Genomic DNA, 19903 nt, shown 5'->3' on the forward strand with positions numbered 1-19903 from the left:
AAGAGAGGCAAAGAAGTATTCATGATTATATCAAATTTCACAAATTAATTTCATTGAACATTTTTCTTTTCAAGTCGTGATTCTAACTCCAGCATTTGTTTAATTTTTTCATCGAGTAGTTTATTCTGAAGTTTAAGCTCTTCTAATTTTTTTTCAATTTCATTTTCATATTCCATTTTATTCCAATAACCTCGTTGTTCAAAATATCCTTTGAAAAGCCAGTTATGTTTTAATGCTTCCATATTCTCTGCAAAACTTGATGATGCAATCTTAGCATCTTCAGAAGTTTTTGCAAGATTATTCAAGATTACCTTAATAGAATCAGCTACAGATTGGTCAGAAATTAAAGTGCCAAGTGCACCTTCTCCTTTGTCCACTTTTTCTATTAATCTTTTTATATCTGCTGTTGCATTATCAACATTGGAGATAATTGATTTAATACTTTGTGTCATTTCAATAATGATATCTGAAACATCTGTTAATCTATCAGTTATTGCAGTTAAACTTTTATCTGCATTTTGTGTGATGCTTACTGCAGAACGATAAAGTCTGTCATCATTAACAACCTTACCAATTGTTCCTTCGCCCTTGTTAACTTTGTTTACAATATCAGCAAGGTCCTTAGTAACATTTTTCAGATAAGCAATAACAGCTTCGGTTTCTTCAACTATTACAGAAATATTTAATGGATTTTTTGATTTAATAATTCCGCCGTCAGAAATTTCTTCGAGGTTTGGCGAGCCTGGTGTTATTGTTACAATTTTTTTACCAACCAATCCTTCTGTTTCTATTGCTGCTTGACTATCAAGACGAATAAATCGTTTCAGTTCGCTGTCGATTCTCATTCGGACTTCTACATTTCCAGTTTTTTCATCAACAAGTGAAATTCCACTTACACTTCCAATATCATAACCACTTAATCTAACAGGTGCACCGGTTTTTAATCCTTCTATCTGATTGAAATATGCTTTTATTTCTATTGTACCTGTAAATAATTGTTCTCTGCTTCCAATAAGAAAAATTGAAATGACAAGTAATATTGTTCCAATGAAAATAAAAATTCCAAGTCGTGCACCTTCTAATTGTTTTAACATTTTTGCCTCGCTTATTCTTTTATAAATTCATGGCTGAAAAAGTTTTTCAAAAATGGGTCATCAGAATTAGCCAGTTCTTGAATACTTCCTTCATAAGCAATTTTAGCATCTTTAAGAAAAATTGCACGGTCGGCAATAATTTCTGCACAAATTAAATCATGAGTAACAATTATTGAAGTCATATTTAATTTTTTTTGTAATGTTAGAATTAAATCGCTAATCTCTTTTGTTGTTATTGGGTCTAAACCTGTTGTTGGTTCATCATAAAGCATAAGTTCAGGGTCAGTAATAATCGAACGAGCAAGCCCAATTCTTTTTCTCATTCCACCCGAAAGTTCAGATGGCATTTTATCAATTGCATCTTCAAGTGAAACTAATTCAAGTGTATATTTTACTTTATCTTCGATTTCGTTAGGTGTTAATTCTGGAAAATGTCTTTTTAATGGGAAAGCAAGATTTTCTCTCACAGTCATTGAATCATAAAGAGCAGAACTCTGAAAGAGAAAACCAATATTTTTTCTAAGCTTATTCAATTCGTTAATTGAAAGTTTTGTTACATTCTGACCATTAATAAAAATGTTTCCTTCATCAGGAATCATCAATCCAATTATGCATTTAAGCAATACACTCTTGCCTTGTCCGCTTCTTCCAAACACAACAAGATTTTCTGCTCTCTTAACTTCAAATGAAATTTTATCGAGCACTGTATGACTGTCGAATCGTTTTGTTAAATTTTCTACTACAACTACCCGAGTGTTGGCCATAACCATAATGTTATTTTTACTAAAATCATATCAAAAATTAAAATAAGTAATGAAGAAAGAACCACAGAAGTTGTTGAAGCTCTGCCAACCCCTTCTGTTCCTCCTTCTGCTGTAAAACCTTTGTAAGAACCAACTATTCCAACTATGTAACCAAACACAAAAGTTTTAGCAACACCTGGAATAAAATCTCCAAACTCTATTGAGCGAATAACCGAATCGATATAATATTGAAAACTCATGCTTTCTGTTATAACAATTGCAATAAATCCGCCGAATATTGCTATTACAATTACATAGACAGTTAATAGTGGTAAAATCATTGTGGTTGCAATAACACGAGTAACCACAAGAAACTTGAAAGGATTTACTGCAGATACTTCCATAGCGTCAATTTGTTCAGTTACTCTCATTGAACCAAGTTCTGCACCAATACCAGAGCTAACTCTGCCTGCAAAAATTAATGCTGTAATTACTGGACCTAATTCTCTAACTACAGATAAAGCAACCATACCAGGTAAAAAATCAGAAGCTCCAAATCTCTGCATAACAGGCTGACTTTGCATTGCTAATACTAAGCCAATTATCAAACCAGTAATACTTACAATCCCAAATGTTTTAACTCCCAGTTCATCCATATGTTTTTTTATTTCAGCAATTTCATATGGAGGAAGAAAAACTTGTTTAAAGAACTCTATATTAAAAATTGTTAAACCAGTTATAGTAGCAAAAAAATTATAAATATAATCCGAAGTTTTTAATCTGCGTCCATATTTTAATCGGGGCAATTTCATCGAAGTAATAAAGATTTTTCACTTTCAAAATAGCAAAAGTTTATGAATTTATTTTGTGTTAATTTTTTATATCAATTATTCTGCTTCTTATGGTTTAAATTTTTTCCCTATATCTTTATGAAAAAATATTTGTTAATTATTTCATAACTTTAAGAAAAAGATTACTAACTCTATGGAAACATTTAAATATTCTTTCTTTGCAAAAATTATTTATCGATATGGAAATATTATTGCAACTTTAATGCTCTCAGCTCATTTAATTTCTTCTATTTACTACATCAGAGAAAAAATTATTTTCATAATACCTGCGGTAATTAATGCGGCAATAATTTTCTACTTGAATAAATACTTTTTCAAGACATATAAATTATTTCCATTTGAAATTACTGTTACAAATGATAAAATGATTTGTAAAGATTTTTTCTTAAGCAGAAAGAATATCGAAATTGATTTTAAAAATATTGATAAACTAAGCGGAGGAATTTTTAGCGGATATTCAACAAGACCAATTTATATTCACGATAAAAGCAACAACACAACAATTGGATTTTATTCACATGTGGGCAATTTTCAAAAACTTTTAACTCGTATCCTTCAGAACATTCCCGAAAAACTTTACAACGAACTGATGAAAAATGTACAAAGAAAAAAGCCCACCAGATGATGGGCTTTCCTTTTATGCTTTATAAACTAAGATTGCATCTTTAGCTTGTTTTGCAACTCTAAACTTTACAACTTTTTTTGCTGGAATTGTAATAACTTCTCCAGTCTTTGGATTACGCCCCTGTCTTGCTTTTCTTTCTACTAAAACTAATTTTCCCAATCCAGGAATTGTAAACGATTTTTTTGCTTCTTTATAAGCAAGTTTTACAAACTCACTTAAAAATAAATTAGCTTGCTTTTTTGTGATTCCAGTTTTTTTTGCCATGTAATCGAGAATTTGGCTTTTTGTCATTGCCATTGTGTAACTCCTTAAATTATGGAAGTTAATTCGCTCGAAATTTAATACTTTTTCATTTTAAAACAAACAATTTTATTGATTTTATCTAACTTTTGATAAATAATAATACTTATTTGTTAATCAATAATTTTATTAGAATTTATTTCTTCAAAAATTATGACTATCATAAACTTGTTTGATGCACTTAAGATTCTTCTTTCATTCTTATGCAATTAAATCTATTTTAGTAAAAAAATATTTTTGAATTCATGAAAAAATTTATTGCTTACTTACTTTTTATTACATCAATTCTTTTCTCAAAAAGTTTGGATAAAATTAATTTCGATTTCCCTGATAATCTTTTATTAAACGATACAACAATAGTCAAAAAAGATACATTAAAAATTATCTCACAAAAAACTTTAGCTTTGTTATCAATTTCTAATTATGTATTAAGAAAAGAAGAATTAAATTTTTCTGACTATCGTTATTCTGGAAATTTTTTCAATTACATTCCTTTTGGATTGATAAGAGACTTAGGTTCACTTGGTCAACCAAACGAAATTTTATTGTATGGCAGCGGATATAATAATATTTCTTTTTTATATGATGGAATTTTAATAAACAATCGATTATTCAATTCTTATGATTTATATCTATTGCAATCAGAAAGTATTGACTCAATTGAGATAATTACATTCCCAAGAGGATTTTTTTACAGCAACTACAATAACTTTGCCTCTGTCAATTTTATTTCAAAATACACTTCTTCTTCAAAACCTTATACAAGAATAAAATTTTATCAAGCACCAAACGAAGAAGGAATGATTGATGGAATCTTTTCTTCGAACTTTGGCAAAAGATTAAATATTTTTTCTGAAGTTACAAATCAAAGTGTAAATCCATTTTACAGAAATACAGATTACAGCTTATGGCTTGCAAGTTTAAGAGTAAGTTATGCTTTATCGAATAATTTAACATTAAGAGGCAGTTACAAACATTCTAAATCAATTATTCAATTAAACGGCGGAGTTAATGCAGATTCAATTTTAAATTCATATCCAAAAGAACAATTTGAAGATGTTCTTTATAACAACATTCTTGCCCCAGTAAAATTTTATAACAGATATCAAAAAGTAACCACTCATAATTTCACATTAAGATTGCTTGGAGAACTTTACAAAAATTCTTTTACAGATTTTTCAATTTATTATCAAACAGAGTTAAATGAATTCAGACAAAACGATACTACAGGAAAAAATTTACAAAGCAATGCAGAAAATATTTTTCATAATAATGAATATAAAACAATTGGAGTAAGATTAAAGCACGATTTAATTTTTTCCAATTTACAAATCAATTTTATAAATGAATTTGAAAACAATAAATTTTCTTCTCCATTATTAATTCAAAACAAATCATTGAATTCATTTTCTTCTGGAATTTTTCTTACTTCTTTTTTGCCAAAAAAAATTGCCCAAATTTCTTTATACGGAAAATATTTGAAATATGATAGGAATTCTTACTTTGGTTATGGTGGTGATATTTCATTCAATCTAAACAACAAAATAAAAATCTATGCTGGAGCATCAAGTTTTTATAAGCCTTTTACATTATTCGAAAATCATCCATTTGCAATAAACAAAAAACAAAAAAATACAGCTGTAGAAATCAAATCAATTTTTTCAATCATTCCTCTGAAAATTGAACTCGGTTATTTTTATTCTGCTTCGATTGACAAACAAATTGCAGCATTAATCCAAAATAAATTTCTTCTAAATGATAATGCTATATACTTCAAAATAGATAATCTATATTTGCAGGGAATTAATCTTGCGTTGAATGCAAAAGTCTGGAAAATAATTTTAACTTCTAATACAAATTATTACTTCTCAGAATCAAACAGAGAGAAGCAAGCTATTCCTGAATTTACTTCTTCAGGTGGAATCTATTATCAAGATTTACTTTTCAACTCAAATCTAAATTTGAAAATTGGATTGAACTATTTTTCAATTGGAAAAAGAAATGATTTGTTAATTGATTTTGAGAAAAATATTACAACACCATACAGGTGGCTGATAGCTCCAAATGTTCGAACTGTTCCATATTTGTTAACAAATAAATATCCATCTGAATTTCAATTGGATTTATTTGCAGCTGGACAAATTCAAAAAAATGCAATCATATATTTTGTTTTTGAAAATTTATTGAATAGGAAATATTTCATTGTTCCTTATTATCCAAAGCAGGAAAGAGGAATTAGATTCGGCGTTGCATGGGAATTTTTTGATTAGTTATAACTCTCTTAATTTTCTTGATACTTCGGATAAAACTACTGCAGAAGCAGAAGCAACATTAAGCGATTCAGCTTTGCCAAAACGAGGGATAGTAATTTTCAAATCTGAAATTTGCAATAAATTATCCGAAGGACCATGTGCTTCGCTGGAAAAAACAACTATTGATTTTTCAGAAAGTTTTAATTCGTAAATATTCTTGCCATCTAAATCAGTGCAATAAATTTTGAATCCGGATTTTTTCAAATTTTTTAATGCAGCATAAAAATTATCTGCTTCATAAAAATTAATATGGAATAAAGAACCAGCAGAAGCTCTTATAACTTTTGGATTAAAAACTTCTGCACAATCTGGACTTAGTAATATGTTTTTTACGCCAAACCAATCACAATTACGGAATATAGTTCCAAGATTCCCGGGATCAGAAATGCTTTCAAGTGCAGCAATTAATTTTTCTGATTTAAAAATATTTTCATCAAGATTTATTTCAGGGAAATGAAAAACTCCAATAATTCCCTGAGGTGTTTTTGTATCACATAATTTTTCAAATTGAGTTTGATTAATTATTTCCGTTCTAAGATTTTTATTTTTTAATTGAATTAAAACATCATTATTCTTTTGTGCATAAAGATAAGAAGAGATGATAATTTCGCATTTATAATTTGAGTTAATTGCCTCTTCAATTAAAGTAATTCCTTCGACAAGAAATTTTTGAAATTCTCGTCTATATTTTTTTTGGTTTAGAGAAGAATAATATTTCAGTTCTTTTTGAGTAAGCATAAAAGTAAAATTTGTCAATCGAAAGATAAATAATAGTTGCAATGAAATATAAAATATTAGTAGATTTGCGCACAAAATTTAAATACTAAAGCACTTTACGACAACAAAAAGTTCATTTGAAAACTGTTGTTAATTATAAGCTGGCGTAGCTCAGCTGGTAGAGCAGTCCCGACAAAGTCGGGATAATCAATAAAGTTCTTTTTGAAACAAATATTAATTTTAAGCTGGCGTAGCTCAGCTGGTAGAACAGTCCCGACAAAGTCGGGATAATCAATAAAGTTCTTTTTGAAACAAATATTAATTTTAAGCTGGCGTAGCTCAGCTGGTAGAGCAGCTGACTTGTAATCAGCAGGTCGGGGGTTCGAATCCCTTCGCCAGCTCAAGTTTTATTAGATTTTAGTATAGAATTACATCTTCGAAGTATATTTAATCCTCAAAAATTCTCCTTCACTAATTAAATCGATTTTATAAGCAGCTCACATAAATAAATCTTTTTAATATTTTTTTCATTTTTATTTTTTATTATCATAAAATTTATTGCTTAAATGTGATAAGATGGAACAAATACTTAATCACAATAAGTACTTAATTGTTATAGCACTAATTTTATTAAGTGGCGAGGCGGGGTTATTTGCAGGGGTTGCATTTGTTGTAACAGGCAAAATGCATATGTATGAGGTAATTATTTTGGGTTCATTTGTTTCATTTTTGGGGAACATGATGTATTACTATTTGGGGAAGTTTACATGGGACAAATGGAATTTTTTACGAAATAAATTTTGTAGAAAAATTGAAAAATCAAAAAAGCTAATCAATAAATTTGGACCGCCAATAATGTTGGTATCAAGATTTATTTATGGAATTAGAAACATTATTCCCATTTGTCTTGGATTATATCAAGTTAACATTATTTATTTCACAATTTTTAATTTAATTGGTGGTTTTATATGGACAATGTTTTACACAGAATCTGGGTATTTATTTTATCATTATTTAAGCCACTAATTGCACGAATACATTCGTTATTCATTCGTGAATTAGTGGCTGATTTATTATTAGCCACTAATGCACTAATACATTCGTTTCTAATTCGTGTATTCGTGGCTGATTTATAATTAGCCACTAATGCACGAATACATTCGTTTTACATTCGTGTATTCGTGGCAATTTTTTTAGCCACTAATGCACGAATGTATTCGTTTATAATTTGTGAATTGGTGGCGAATTTTATAATACAATCCTCTTATATTTTAATCGTAATTCTCCAAAATTGACGAGTAATGCTAATTTACAATGTGAGACTTTTAAGTAATTAATACACTGTGCTATAAATTCTTCTGCTATTGCAGAAACCCCCTTTACTTCTAATATAATTTTATCATATACAACAAAATCAGCATAGAATTTATGTGGTAATATTATGTCTTTATAGATTACTTCATATTCCTTTTCTCTTTCATAAGGGATGCCTGCTTTCTGAAATTCATATTCTAAGGCATCTTTATAAACAATTTCTAAAAATCCAGCTCCTAATTCATTATGTACTTCTAAACATTTACCAATAATTTTATAACTCTCTTCTTTGTAAATTAGTTCTGGCATATATCCCTCTCGTTAGATTATTTATATAAGCCACTAATGCACTAATATATTAGTTATACATTCGTGTATTCGTGGCTGATTTATTATTTGCCACTAATGCACTAATACATTCGTTTCTAATTCGTGTATTCGTGGCTAATTATTTAATGCCACTAATGCACGAATATATTCGTTTTACATTCGTGAATTCGTGGCAACTTTTATTTAGCCACTAATGCACGAATTTGTTAATATCCTTCCATTTCTGGACTAAGTCTCTATATTTTTTTGGCAAATCGTTTTGAAATACCCAGCTTGTTGGGAATAATCAATTCCTTTCAATCTGACTGAAGAAGATGATGTTTGTTTGGATTGAATTTCGCTTTTTATTATTAATTCTCCTTTTTTAAGATTTAGTTTTTATACTCGTTGCAATTCTTCCAAAAAATCTTAATAAAAAATGATTAATAGTTTTATTGCATTTAAAACTATTCCCCCTTAATTCCGCTTCTCAAATATTCCCTTCCTTTTTCTGTGATTTGCCAAATTCCTTGTCGAGAATTTTTTTCCAATAATCCTTCTTTCACCATTGTATTTCGCGCCCACTGAACTGTATTTTCCCATCTCTTTTCTTTTGGGTTAGATGGTAATGGTTGCAAATCATAATGATTTAACTTACTCTTCATCATTTGATAAACAGAATTTATAACATCTTTAACCTTTCCTTTTCCACCTAAGTCCACAAGAGTTTTTAAAATTGGAATTTTAAATTCACTTTCGGGAGTTCTTAAACCCTTCTTGAGCTTTGATTTAATTTTTCTTTTGACATTCTTTGGTTTAATTTTTACGCTAAACAAATTTTGCCATTCTAATTGAAGAGATTTAACTTTTTCTCTGAATGTTTTTAATTTATCACCCCACTGTGTTAAATCTCTTGCTTCTTCATATTCTTGATTTTTAATTGCTGTTTCAATGTCATTGTTAATGTAATTAAAAACTTCTTCTATCTCTTCAAGTAAAATTTCGAAAGCTGAATTTACTTCATTTTGTTTCATCTTATTTCCCTCCTTCAATTATTTTTATTTCATCAGGGGTTAAGACATATAATTTAAAAACAATTTGGTGCTTAAAAGCTTCTGCTTTCATTAACCTTTAGATTCTAATCCTAAAGAAATATATCTTTTTTTGTAAGAGATTTTATACATGTGAATTTTATGTAAACATCTATTCATCGCGTAGACTTTCTTTTTGAAAAAACAAAGCCCCCATATATGTCTTAACATTCACAATCTTTACCTCTGAATAATTTTGTTTAAATAATTTAATTAATCGATTATCTTTAAGCGGCGGATAATTTTCAAAGATAAATTTCAAAAAATTATGTAACTCGTGATTTTGTGAATAAACCATAATAAAAGGCATAATTATATTGAAAAACATCTCTTCTTTTCTTTGCTGACCTATCCCTGCAAAATTCATTACATTTCTTGGAGTTAATTTGATATCTGAATTTCTGATCTCTGATTTTATTTTTGTAATAAAAAAATCAACAAGTCCGTCTTGTGTAGAGGAAGCCAGAAGATTTGATATCCCTTTTATTCTTTTTTCTGGAAAATTGGCAGGTCTTATTCCTTTATAAATCCAAACTGACTTATCCATTCTTAAAGAGAAATCAAAATTTTCAGGCAAATCTTCTTTCTCTTCTGTAAATCCAGCTCTGAATAAAAGAGCCTGTTCAATTATTTTTTGATTTTTTAATTTCTTTATCTCTGAATATGGTATTAACAACGCGAGTTCAAGAAAATTTGCTTTATTTTTAGGATAACCAAGAGAAAGCATTATTTCTCTATAAAGGGCTTCATCAGGAAGGGCTATTTTTAATAAATTTTCCATCCGCTGTTTTTTACGTTCAAGCCATTTGTTTCCAAGATAATCTAAATTCTTCATTACTATGTATCTCTTTGTCTTGTTGGAGCTTTATCATAGTCTCCTTGAGGTTCATAATGCCAAAAATTAACAGGAATTCTTGGATCATATGTTTTGAGATAATTATTTGTATTTAGACTGACACCTAGTGTTTTTTTCTCGCATAAATCTTTTATCAATTGAATAATTTCAAATCTATTGATATCTGCTTTTGATAAATTTGTTTCTCTTTTATTTTCAATTGAAAGATTTTCAAATAATGAGCTTTGGCGTTCATCTTCATTTTCCTTTTGCTTTTTATAAACTTTGTATTCATCTTTTTTTACCCTTGAAAAGCAAGCAAATCCAGCAAAAAGATCCGCCAATTGAATTAAATGCTGTTCATCAGATTTCTGTGATTTTACTTCCTTGAAGTTAAATATTATTCTTTCTTCTTTGAAGAGTTTTATGATATTAGGTTCTTTTCTTGGATATTTTGTTTGGTTAAGATAGTCTACAATTTCATTGTATTCATATTCTGAATTTTCATCCGGATAAAATCTACAATCGAATATTTGCCATTTCTCCACTATATTTCTTAATAAGTGAAAATACATTCTCTCCAAATTTTCTTTATCACTTCTTCCTACTATCTTATGACGACTATCGTGTAAATCCCATATTATCACATCTATTCTTATTTTTTGTTTTGAAGCATAATCAATTGCTATTTTTACAAATTCTTTTGTACATTCAATTTTGGGTGGATGAGTTCTAACTTCAGAAAATTTTAACTCTGAAATTCTTTTTTGTTTTACTACTTCTCTTAATTTGTCTTCCAGTTCCTTCAAGTTGTCACATGGTCCACTAATAGCACAAAGCGCACAGAATCTATCGCCTAAACTTTCATCAGTATAAATACATAAGAAGTTCCCTGACATCACACACTCCTTGCTTTTTCTAATCTTGTTTTTACAAGTTCTGCAACTGCCCAATAAACTTCTTTGCGTTCCTCTTTTTGTTAGCTGAGAATTATAAAAGCTTTTTTAAATATTGTTCAATTTCTTCATCAGACCATCCAGTAGTTTCTTTTAAGCCTCTTCTAATTATATTAAGATACTCTATTGAAGGTTCATTAATTTCAGACTCCCAACAACCAGTGATAGTTTTTATTATCAGACCATCCTTTTTGCCTAACTCTAATTCTACAATGTACCATGTTCGTCCTTCTTGTTCTCTAATATCTTCATATTGTTGTTCTGAAACCCTCCAGAGACGCACAACTGCATGTAAATTGCTTTCTTTTTCCTTTTCACAACTTAAGAAAGCCACGCCTTTATTTTCCCATCTTGGAGACTTTTTTGCGAAATACAATCTGTGAGGGACATACATCCACCCTAAGTCTTCAGGTTCAGTTTTGTCTTTGCTCCCTTTGTAATTTCTGCCACCATATACACCACCCTTTATATAAACCATAAACCTTTCTCTTAATAGATTTGACCCGTATGCAGCATAAATTAAACTTTTTCTTTCTTTCAATCTTTTAATCCTCCCTCTATTATTTTTATCTCTTCCTCTGTTAAATTATAGAGTTCATAAACCAACTGGTCAATTTGTTTTTCAAGGGCTTTAAGTTGGGCTTGCTTTTGTGGGTTTGTTTCATAGTCAGAGGATTGGGTTAGAAAGAGGATTTGGGAGACAAGGGATTCTATTCGGATTACTAAGGGTCGGTTTTGCTCATTAATTTCCTTAATTGGTAATTTTCCAATGTAATATTCGTCAAAATGCATTGTCCTAACAGCTCTGTTATAAACAAACCAGTAGAAAAACCACTCTGACAGCTTTGAGTTCAAAATTCCAAGAATATAATGGTGAGAAAATTTGCTGTCTTTTATAAATGTGTTCATAACTGTATCAAGAGTAAGCATTCCTTTATCGTCAAGGGTTGCCATAATAATTATGTGGTCATAAGGGTTCATTACATGTGCTACTATATTTTGTGAAATTATTTTAGGCCCAAGAAGTTTTTTTGCCTTTTTATTGTTATGGAGGAAAGATTTGGATAGATTTAATTTATCTATTGTTCCATAAACCTTATATTTTCCAATGTTTTTTCCTCGTAGGATAGATATATTTCCTTGTTTGGAAATATAACCTTGGAAAGGCAATCCCCTGAATGTTTCGGAAATAGAAGATAAAAGAATACTATTCCTTTTCATTTTATACAAGATGGCGAGTTTCTCCTTATCTGTATAAATTGGAATAATTCCAATATTATTACAAAGAAGTGTTGAATCTTCTCCAATTGGTTTTATCTGTTTCTCCCATCCTTCGTAAGTAAAAAATTTATAATGTGCTTCTCTTTTAATAGTTTTAAAAATTATAATAACCTGTTCTAATAATACGTTCTCAAAAGCTTTACTAACATCAACTATCTGGATAAGAAGATTATTTTCTAAGATAAACTTTCTTGTGTTTTTCCACCCATCAACATAAGAAAGTGATTTAGGAACAATATAAGAGACAATACCGTTTTGATTTGTAATCATAGTTGCTTTTTCAATAAAGAATGAAGCTGAATTTTTACGCGAGTCAAAGTGACTATATTTTTGCATAAGGGTATGAAAGTTCTTTAAAGTCCCACTATACGGCGGATTGGCAATTACAATATCAAAGCCACCTTTTTGGTGAAAGACTTCAGAGAAATAGACTTCAAAATCAAATTGTGTATGTCCTTTACTGATTTTAAAAATCAGGTTATCAATTTGTTTTTTAATGGTTTGTTTTTGTAACGGGTTTGTTTCTTTGAAGTACTGATGCTTAAGCAATTCAAGACTATAAAATGCCTCGTTGTTAAATAAATCCTTTTCAACTTCTAATAGAGAATCTCCTTGAACTACTTTGTAATCCAGATTTGGCAAAGGTTTAATATTCTGAAATTCTTCTTCATCAACAATCAAAGAAAGCCAGAAACGAAGTTTGCAAATCTCAACAGCGCCAGGGTCTATATCAACTCCATAAAGAGAATTTTCTATACAATGACGTTTTAGTTCATATGGTAGCACAGACATTCCTGTCTGTGCACTAAGTAGTCCATCCACAGACAAGAATGACTGTGTTACTTCAGGTGGAACAGACATGAATGTCTGTGTTACTTTTGGCATTGTCTCCATAATATAAATATAATATCTATCAGCTGCTAAATTGGCTTTTATCGGATTTTCTATAATATACCTAAGAAAACCAAGATATTCTTTTTCATCCCTAACAATATGGTCATAGGATTCTTCCATCCAAACTGTCTTTCCAGTAGTATTTAAAAGCTTATTAATATAATTCGCACTTGTTCCTTTTATGCCTTTCAATATTTCAGACAGAGAATATCCTGAAAATGGTTCTATCAATAAATGAACATGATTTGGCATTATGACAACAGCATGCAATAAAAACCTTACTTTATTAAATCTAAAAAGACATTCCTTCAATTTTTCGCGTATTTCTACTCTTCCTAAAATGCAAGAGCCATAACCACTATCTAACCATTTTTCAAAACGTTCTCCAAATTTTTCATTATACTCACCCCATTGCTTACTATTCCATGGTTTAGGATTATTTTTCAACCATATTTCATATTCTTCCTTCCACTGGTCTATTTTTTCTTTTGGTAAAGAATCTGCGAGGCGAAAAGTAACCCAGTAAATAGAACCTGGTTTTGTCCAGTGTGGAAGATTTCGGCGAGTAATGTGAATGTCCCCGGAAGAAATATCTAGCTTTACTGTATCACAGACATTCTTGTCTGTGCCTGTCGTATCATAGACATTCTTGTCTGTATCTACTGGATTACAGACATTCTTGTCTGTACTTTCGCAGGCAAGAATGCCTACTTTACTTTCACTGGCAAGAATCCCTGCGTTACTTTTGTACACAGAAAGTAATTGTCTTAATTTCACTATCTCGTGCATCATCCCAATTGGGAAAGCACCAGAGCCAACAGCAGGATCACAGATCTTTATATCAGCAAGAAGTTTATCAATAAAATCAGCATTTCTAATAATACTATCAGGCATTTTGTATTCATACTTTGTATCCTTTTGCTCTCCACTTTCAATTTTTTCTTTCTTCTTATGAGCTGTTTTTTCATTTTCTAAAAATAAATCAGCATATCTTACAAATTTTTCAATATCTTCTTTTTTGCATGAACGGACATCTGAGTTAACTGGAATGTCACAGACAGGAATTTCACAGACAAGAATGTCTGTGCTACATAAATAATTTATCAAACTTTCCTGACACATATAATGAACAATTTCTCTCGGTGTGTAATATACTCCATACTCTTTATTAAATTTTGCTTCATCACCTTTCTTACCAGACTTTAAAACTTTTACATATTCATCAAAATTATCTGAACGAATTGCATTAAGTTTTTCATAAATCTTTCCGAGTAACTCTGGATCCAAAGCTACTTCTTTTTCAAGCGGCTCTTCTTCTTTTATTGTGAAGTTGTATCTATCGAAGATATCAAGAATTCCATTGCCAATGTCCTCTTCTCTGGTTCTGCTGGAGTTTGAGAATAATTCATCCGGTAACAAAATATCTGTATGAACCCAATCGTAATTATTGATTGGATCAAAGAGTCCACCATTTAAGAATGGAATCCTGCAATGAAATTTGTCGTAGTAATGATCGTTATAACTTCTGTCAACTCTTAAAGCTTCGTAAAATAATGGTTCAAGAATATCGTTGAAGAAATTTTTGTAATCAGAATACTCTTTATTGAATAATCTTCTCAAAAAGTTTTTTGGACCATCGCCCCAACGGCCATCTCTGCTTACTCCAAACCAACCTTTTTTCTGTAAGAAATAGAGAAATACAATTTGTCCAAGAAGTTTTTTAGTAAAGTTAACCGTATCGATTTTTTTTGAAATAAATTCCTTGCGAATTTTTTCATCTCTTTTAATAATTTCATCGAGCTCTAATTTTATCCCAATAAACAACGCTCTGTAATATTCAAAGAATTCTTTTGTAACAGTTTCAATTTCAAAAGCTTCTTCTAATTTTTTGACTGTTATTTCTTCTGGACTTTCAAGAAGTGGAAGAAGTTGTTTTTGCGCAGTATGCGATTTCTCATTTTTCCCAACAAGGAATGAGTATCTTTTTGCGGGAGTAGTCTCGTCTCGTATTTTATTTTTTTGTTCGTCAAATTTCCATTCAACTTTTACAAACGAAAATCTCCAATCATCGTAATCATTTGAATAAAAAGCTACAAGTGCCGCATCTTTTAATTTATTGGAACCAAATTTCCCCATTAAATAATCCCGGACAAAATTTCTTTGCTTGCTTCTCGCCCTCTCGACTGAAATTCCTCTTTCAAGCTTAACAATAAGAACATCAATTCTCTCTTTATTAAATTCATATTTCAAAAGTCTTTTGTAAGATTGAACGAACTCACGATAAGCTTCTGGAATGTAATTTCCATAAAACTCTTTATTAATTTCTTGATAATTGTCCTTGAAAATCTCGAGTATAAATTTTATAAATTTCTTTTCATCAAACTGATCTTCAAAAGTTGTTTTAATTAAAGAGATTGCTTGTTCCCTTGTCATATTTTATTTACCTCTCAAGAAAAGTGAAAGAATTATTTCTCTTTTTTCACTTGCTTGAAATTTTAATTCAGCTGAATGTTCTTTGAGAAACTCATCTGGAATAGATTTTTTAATTGCATAAAAAATTTCAAGTGGATTAAAACCATTAGCAGATGCTTTTTTAATCTCTTTGATTGTATTTTTAATTATTTGTTTTGGCAGAGCTCCGGCGTTTATTCTTTCTTTTAACTTTTCAAGATATTTTTCTTGTTGATCTGTGAATTGTTGAGAAAGTTTTTCCAGTGCTTTCAAATTTGCCATCAGTTCTTTTGCAGGATCTTTTCCACCTCTTGAAAGTCGTACCTCTTCATCTTCAATTAAAATATTGTTGAATGCGGTTTTATTCTGACTTAAATATTCGTAAAACTTTTCTGTACTGAATTTTTCTGATTGAATGTTTTGATCAGTCTCAAAGATTTTCGCTGCTGTTAAAAAATCGAGTTCATATGTTGATCTATCATCACTCAAATAAAACTTCATCAATTTTCCTTTTCTAAAAAATGTGAGTAGTGAATCTTTACCATAAGTATAACTGACTAAGTTTTGCATCAATTCAGGCTGCTTTTTTGACGAACGAGCTTTCTTGGAAAGCTTCTTAATTTTTTCAAATAAGTCGGGTTGATTATCTCTTATGTTTTCAATTATTCTTAAATACTTTAATTCACTTTCTTCTGTCTCATCTTCATCTATAAGAGATTTCACTGAAATTAATTTGTCGAAAAGTTCATGAGAACTCACTGGTTCATTTTCGGTGAGAATAGCTGAATCACCTCCGAGTAAATTTAAGAATGCTTCAATCTTTGCTCGTGCAATGTTTGTTAATTCAATTTGATTATCTGCTTGAGCACTCGGGAAAAAATTGTATGTGTAAATTTTATCAAACTTTGTATCCACGCGATTTACACGACCAACTCTTTGCATAAGTCTTGTAGGATTCCAAGGAATGTCGTAATTCAAAACAACATTTGAACGATGCAGGTTAACTCCTTCCGAAAGTACCTCTGTTGATACAAGAATATCATAGTCATCTTTTTTCTCTTTTGCGCGTGCATCAAAATTTTCAGTTACATCCTTTCTGTCTTTTTCAGATGAGTCACTGTGATAGACTAAAACTTTTCGTCCAGTTCGGTTTCTGATTTGCTCACCAATATTTTTTGCGGTCTCAATTGATTCAGTAAAGATTATGACTTTGCCTTGTAGTATTGGATCATTTTTTAATTGATTAATTAATTGATCAGCCTTTGGATCTCTCGTAATCTTTTCCCACTGAGATTGAATGTACAACAATAGTTGATAATCATTTTTCAGATTTTGGATTAATGCCTCTTTAAATTCATCAGCATTATATTCTTCAGCTTTCCCTTCATCGATTAATTTTTGAATTTCCAAATCGTTATCATTTTCAAGATATTCAAAAATTTTTGTCATATTTTTATCGCTTAGATAAACTTTTCCTTTCTCATAGGCATAAATAAATTTTTGATGAGACTCAATAAACCTCTCAAGAGTTTTTCGAAATGCGTAAAAACTGCTTTCAAGTCTTTTTACGAGCAAGACCTTCATAAACCCACCCATATTTTCCTGAGATTGCCGAGTTAATTGATCAATTTTTGTTTCATCTTTGAAATACAATAGAGGTTTATATCGAGCATAAGTAAAATTTTTTGTGATTAACCTAACAGTTTCCATAAAAATATTATCTTCTTCTTCATTCAATTGATAGAATAAAGGTTTGGGCGGTTCAACTTCAGGGAATTTAATTTTGTTCTTTTCAAGATCTTGAGCAAAATATTTTTCGATTTCTGAGCGTGTTCGTCTGACCATTATATATTTAAGACATTTCTCTCTAATCTCTCTTGAATTTTCTTTTACTATCTTTAGATAATTTTCATAATCATTTATTCTATTCACATTATTAAATTTCTGATTAAGCCCTTTGAAGAATGCTTCTAAATTTTTTAATCCGGGAATTGTACTAGCTCTTTTGTTTTGAAATAAAGATATTTGAGATAATAAATCTTCAGGCGAGTTGTTATATGGTGTGGCTGTTACCAGAATTACTCTTCTACCTCTGCAGATTTGAGCAAGTTTAGTGTAAGAAATTGTTTCTGCATTTCTGAAACGATGCGATTCATCAATAATAATATTATCATAATTTCTTTTTTTAATTTCTTCAATTGCTTCATCAAGTTTTCCTATAGAAATTGGTGTCAATGGCAAATTAAAATCATAAAAGACATTTACCCACGAGCCAGGATTATTTCTTTCAAGAAGTTTTGGTGGAGCAATAACCAATGTTCTTCCGCCTAATTCTCTTATTAATCTTGCAGCTACATAAGTTTTACCCAAACCAACAACATCAGAAATAAAACAACCGCCGTATGCTTCAATAATTTTTTTTGCATTTAAGATTGCTTGAGTTTGATAATCAAATTCGATAAATCCTTCTGGCAGGAATTTTTCACTTAAATATTTTTCAGCATTCAAATCATCAACGAAATATTCATAAAGAAATTTCAAATAGAGTTCGTATGGAGTTATATCTCCTTTGAGCCAAGTTTCTTCGTTAACAAATTTCGAAATAGTTTTAGTTACATCAATTCCATCTTTCCACAATTCTTCAAATCTTTCAAGCGCAAATCTATAGTCAGATGGATTTTTTAATTCGACATTAAATTCAAGATTATCAACAAGTCCAGCATAAGTTAAATTGCTTGAACCAGTAATAACTCTTCCTATATCTCGATCACCTTCTTTGAAAGTTAGAATATATACTTTAGCGTGTAATTTTCTTTCGGGGTAAATTCTAATTTGTAATTTATTTGAATTAATCATCTCAATAAATTTCAAAATTCCTAATTCGACATCTGGTTTGTCTTCAGAATTTTCAAATTCTTCTTTCACATTTTTAAGATACTTTTCTATAATTTTTTTCGATGATAAAAATCCGAGATCATCTTCAGTTTCATCTTTATCTGAGAAAGCTCTGTAAACATCTTCAGAGATACCAAGCCCAACAAGAATTCTAATCTTCTCAACATTTTCAAGTGCATCTTGAATTAAATAAAATCCGCTTAGATAAAAATAACCGACAAGGCAATCAAAGTTTCTTGCATCTTTAATCAGTTGAATAAATCGGTCTTTTAATTTTTGATCAGGTTGGTTTGTAATAAAACTAAGATCAAGATTTTCCATTTCCGCCCTAATTGAAATAATTACCTATGTAAACTTTTGAAAAATAAGGAAAGAAAGAATTTAAGTCTATATTTCGCGGGGTGTATAGGAGATGAAATTCTTTTCAAATTCGTGAACTCGTGGCAACTTTTTATAAGCCACTAATGCACGAATATATTCGTTTTACATTCGTGAATTCGTGGCTGATTTATAATTAGCCACTAATGCACTAATATATTAGTTATACATTCGTGAATTCGTGGCTGATTTATTATTTGCCACTAATGCACTAATACATTCGTTTCTAATTCGTGTATTCGTGGCTAATTATTTAATTCCACTAATGCACGAATGCATTCGTTTCTAATTCGTGAATTCGTGGCTAAGAGATAAAGAATTTTTTGTAATCTAAAATTATGAATAATTTACAAACCAAAAGATAAGTTTCCATCTTATTGGAAAAATTAAAGTAGTATTTTTACTCACACTTTTAGTTGTATACTTTTGAGTCTATTCGACTCAATCCAAAACTATAATAACAGCACTTTAATATTGCACTGAAATCTTTTAACTAAAAATTTACCACTAAGATTGACTTGCTTTACGGGATATTTAACGAAAGATTGGCATAAATTCTACTCGACTTCCGCTTACTAAAAAACTTCATTTAATAAGCGGAACGAAATCCCGATTTATCGGGATATGGTTCGATTTCCCGACTATTTTTTTGTAAAATTTTAAGATTGTCGGGACGACCTCACTTCGTTCGGTCGCAATAATTACACATTAATCAATCAAATTTTTATTAGTCATCAAAAGATTGACCTGCCTTCTGTGGAAATTCCACTCGAGTTCCGCTTACTAAAAACATTTTAATTAATAACGGAAAGAATCAAACTTGGTTTGTCTACTATATTTTTCCTATTGGAGGACTG

The 19903-nt window shown here is 30.0% G+C and carries 15 protein-coding genes and 1 tRNA gene; 4 read left to right on the forward strand and 12 right to left on the reverse strand.

Going from position 1 to position 19903, the window contains the following annotated elements; all coding sequences use genetic code 11:
- Positions 1-50 precede the first annotated feature (50 nt).
- The 3 genes from AC27L2_RS11920 to AC27L2_RS11930 are packed head-to-tail and all read right to left on the reverse strand — an operon-like array spanning position 51 to position 2649.
- Positions 51-1094, reverse strand: a complete 1044-nt coding sequence (locus AC27L2_RS11920) for an MlaD family protein (RefSeq protein WP_487211984.1) — start codon at positions 1092-1094, stop codon at positions 51-53.
- Positions 1095-1105: 11 nt separating this feature from the next.
- Positions 1106-1858, reverse strand: a complete 753-nt coding sequence (locus AC27L2_RS11925; protein WP_487211985.1) for an ABC transporter ATP-binding protein — start codon at positions 1856-1858, stop codon at positions 1106-1108.
- A complete protein-coding gene (locus AC27L2_RS11930; RefSeq protein ID WP_487211986.1) occupies positions 1840-2649 on the reverse strand; it encodes an MlaE family ABC transporter permease in 810 nt (269 codons plus the stop codon). The genes AC27L2_RS11925 and AC27L2_RS11930 overlap by 19 nt, the downstream gene beginning before the upstream one ends.
- 172 nt (positions 2650-2821) lie before the next feature.
- Between AC27L2_RS11930 and AC27L2_RS11935 the strand changes: the two genes are divergently transcribed.
- Positions 2822-3313 carry a hypothetical protein gene (locus AC27L2_RS11935; protein ID WP_487211987.1) on the forward strand — a complete coding sequence of 164 codons (492 nt, stop codon included), beginning with the start codon at positions 2822-2824 and terminating at the stop codon, positions 3311-3313.
- 12 nt (positions 3314-3325) lie between these two features.
- Here AC27L2_RS11935 and AC27L2_RS11940 read toward each other — a convergent pair whose 3' ends face one another.
- Positions 3326-3610 (reverse strand): HU family DNA-binding protein, encoded by a 285-nt coding sequence (locus AC27L2_RS11940; RefSeq protein WP_353677398.1) that lies wholly within the window; start codon positions 3608-3610, stop codon positions 3326-3328.
- A gap of 248 nt (positions 3611-3858) precedes the next feature.
- Between AC27L2_RS11940 and AC27L2_RS11945 the strand changes: the two genes are divergently transcribed.
- A complete protein-coding gene (locus AC27L2_RS11945) occupies positions 3859-5883 on the forward strand; it encodes a putative porin (protein ID WP_487211988.1) in 2025 nt (674 codons plus the stop codon).
- Here the strand turns inward: AC27L2_RS11945 and AC27L2_RS11950 are convergent, their stop codons facing one another.
- Positions 5884-6663: a TrmH family RNA methyltransferase gene (locus AC27L2_RS11950; protein ID WP_487211989.1), complete on the reverse strand. Its 780-nt coding sequence runs from the start codon at positions 6661-6663 to the stop codon at positions 5884-5886.
- Positions 6664-6970: 307 nt separating this feature from the next.
- Here AC27L2_RS11950 and AC27L2_RS11955 point away from each other — a divergent pair.
- Both AC27L2_RS11955 and AC27L2_RS11960 read left to right on the forward strand, forming a co-directional pair.
- A tRNA-Thr gene (locus AC27L2_RS11955) sits at positions 6971-7043 on the forward strand.
- 175 nt (positions 7044-7218) lie between these two features.
- On the forward strand, positions 7219-7668 hold the full coding sequence (locus AC27L2_RS11960; protein ID WP_487211990.1) for a DedA family protein: 450 nt from the start codon (positions 7219-7221) through the stop codon (positions 7666-7668).
- A 222-nt stretch (positions 7669-7890) separates the two neighbouring features.
- Here AC27L2_RS11960 and AC27L2_RS11965 read toward each other — a convergent pair whose 3' ends face one another.
- From AC27L2_RS11965 to AC27L2_RS11995, 7 genes are all read right to left on the reverse strand, one after another.
- Complete coding sequence (locus AC27L2_RS11965; protein ID WP_487211991.1) at positions 7891-8265, reverse strand: GxxExxY protein; 375 nt, start codon at positions 8263-8265, stop codon at positions 7891-7893.
- A 467-nt stretch (positions 8266-8732) separates the two neighbouring features.
- Positions 8733-9299, reverse strand: a complete 567-nt coding sequence (locus AC27L2_RS11970) for a winged helix-turn-helix domain-containing protein (RefSeq protein ID WP_487211992.1) — start codon at positions 9297-9299, stop codon at positions 8733-8735.
- 169 nt (positions 9300-9468) lie between these two features.
- Complete coding sequence (locus tag AC27L2_RS11975) at positions 9469-10191, reverse strand: DUF2851 family protein (protein ID WP_487211993.1); 723 nt, start codon at positions 10189-10191, stop codon at positions 9469-9471.
- Between the two features lie 2 nt (positions 10192-10193).
- Complete coding sequence (locus AC27L2_RS11980; RefSeq protein ID WP_487211994.1) at positions 10194-11090, reverse strand: DUF3800 domain-containing protein; 897 nt, start codon at positions 11088-11090, stop codon at positions 10194-10196.
- Between the two features lie 91 nt (positions 11091-11181).
- Complete coding sequence (locus tag AC27L2_RS11985) at positions 11182-11688, reverse strand: hypothetical protein (RefSeq protein WP_487211995.1); 507 nt, start codon at positions 11686-11688, stop codon at positions 11182-11184.
- Positions 11685-15755: an Eco57I restriction-modification methylase domain-containing protein gene (locus AC27L2_RS11990; protein ID WP_487211996.1), complete on the reverse strand. Its 4071-nt coding sequence runs from the start codon at positions 15753-15755 to the stop codon at positions 11685-11687. The genes AC27L2_RS11985 and AC27L2_RS11990 overlap by 4 nt, the downstream gene beginning before the upstream one ends.
- Positions 15756-15758: 3 nt before the next feature.
- Positions 15759-18989, reverse strand: coding sequence for a helicase-related protein (locus tag AC27L2_RS11995; RefSeq protein ID WP_487211997.1), 3231 nt, complete (start codon positions 18987-18989; stop codon positions 15759-15761).
- Positions 18990-19903: the final 914 nt, after the last annotated feature.

The organism is Rosettibacter sp. KY25, from assembly GCF_057554405.1.

What these genes read in the sequence shown, in the direction of transcription:
- AC27L2_RS11920 (WP_487211984.1), bottom strand. Translation starts at nt 1,094, where the DNA reads ATGTTAAAACAATTAGAAGGTGCACGACTTGGAATTTTTATTTTCATT.
- AC27L2_RS11925 (WP_487211985.1), bottom strand. Translation starts at nt 1,858, where the DNA reads ATGGCCAACACTCGGGTAGTTGTAGTAGAAAATTTAACAAAACGATTC.
- AC27L2_RS11930 (WP_487211986.1), bottom strand. Translation starts at nt 2,649, where the DNA reads ATGAAATTGCCCCGATTAAAATATGGACGCAGATTAAAAACTTCGGAT.
- AC27L2_RS11935 (WP_487211987.1), top strand. Translation starts at nt 2,822, where the DNA reads ATGGAAACATTTAAATATTCTTTCTTTGCAAAAATTATTTATCGATAT.
- AC27L2_RS11940 (WP_353677398.1), bottom strand. Translation starts at nt 3,610, where the DNA reads ATGGCAATGACAAAAAGCCAAATTCTCGATTACATGGCAAAAAAAACT.
- AC27L2_RS11945 (WP_487211988.1), top strand. Translation starts at nt 3,859, where the DNA reads ATGAAAAAATTTATTGCTTACTTACTTTTTATTACATCAATTCTTTTC.
- AC27L2_RS11950 (WP_487211989.1), bottom strand. Translation starts at nt 6,663, where the DNA reads ATGCTTACTCAAAAAGAACTGAAATATTATTCTTCTCTAAACCAAAAA.
- AC27L2_RS11960 (WP_487211990.1), top strand. Translation starts at nt 7,219, where the DNA reads ATGGAACAAATACTTAATCACAATAAGTACTTAATTGTTATAGCACTA.
- AC27L2_RS11965 (WP_487211991.1), bottom strand. Translation starts at nt 8,265, where the DNA reads ATGCCAGAACTAATTTACAAAGAAGAGAGTTATAAAATTATTGGTAAA.
- AC27L2_RS11970 (WP_487211992.1), bottom strand. Translation starts at nt 9,299, where the DNA reads ATGAAACAAAATGAAGTAAATTCAGCTTTCGAAATTTTACTTGAAGAG.
- AC27L2_RS11975 (WP_487211993.1), bottom strand. Translation starts at nt 10,191, where the DNA reads ATGAAGAATTTAGATTATCTTGGAAACAAATGGCTTGAACGTAAAAAA.
- AC27L2_RS11980 (WP_487211994.1), bottom strand. Translation starts at nt 11,090, where the DNA reads ATGTCAGGGAACTTCTTATGTATTTATACTGATGAAAGTTTAGGCGAT.
- AC27L2_RS11990 (WP_487211996.1), bottom strand. Translation starts at nt 15,755, where the DNA reads ATGACAAGGGAACAAGCAATCTCTTTAATTAAAACAACTTTTGAAGAT.
- AC27L2_RS11995 (WP_487211997.1), bottom strand. Translation starts at nt 18,989, where the DNA reads ATGGAAAATCTTGATCTTAGTTTTATTACAAACCAACCTGATCAAAAA.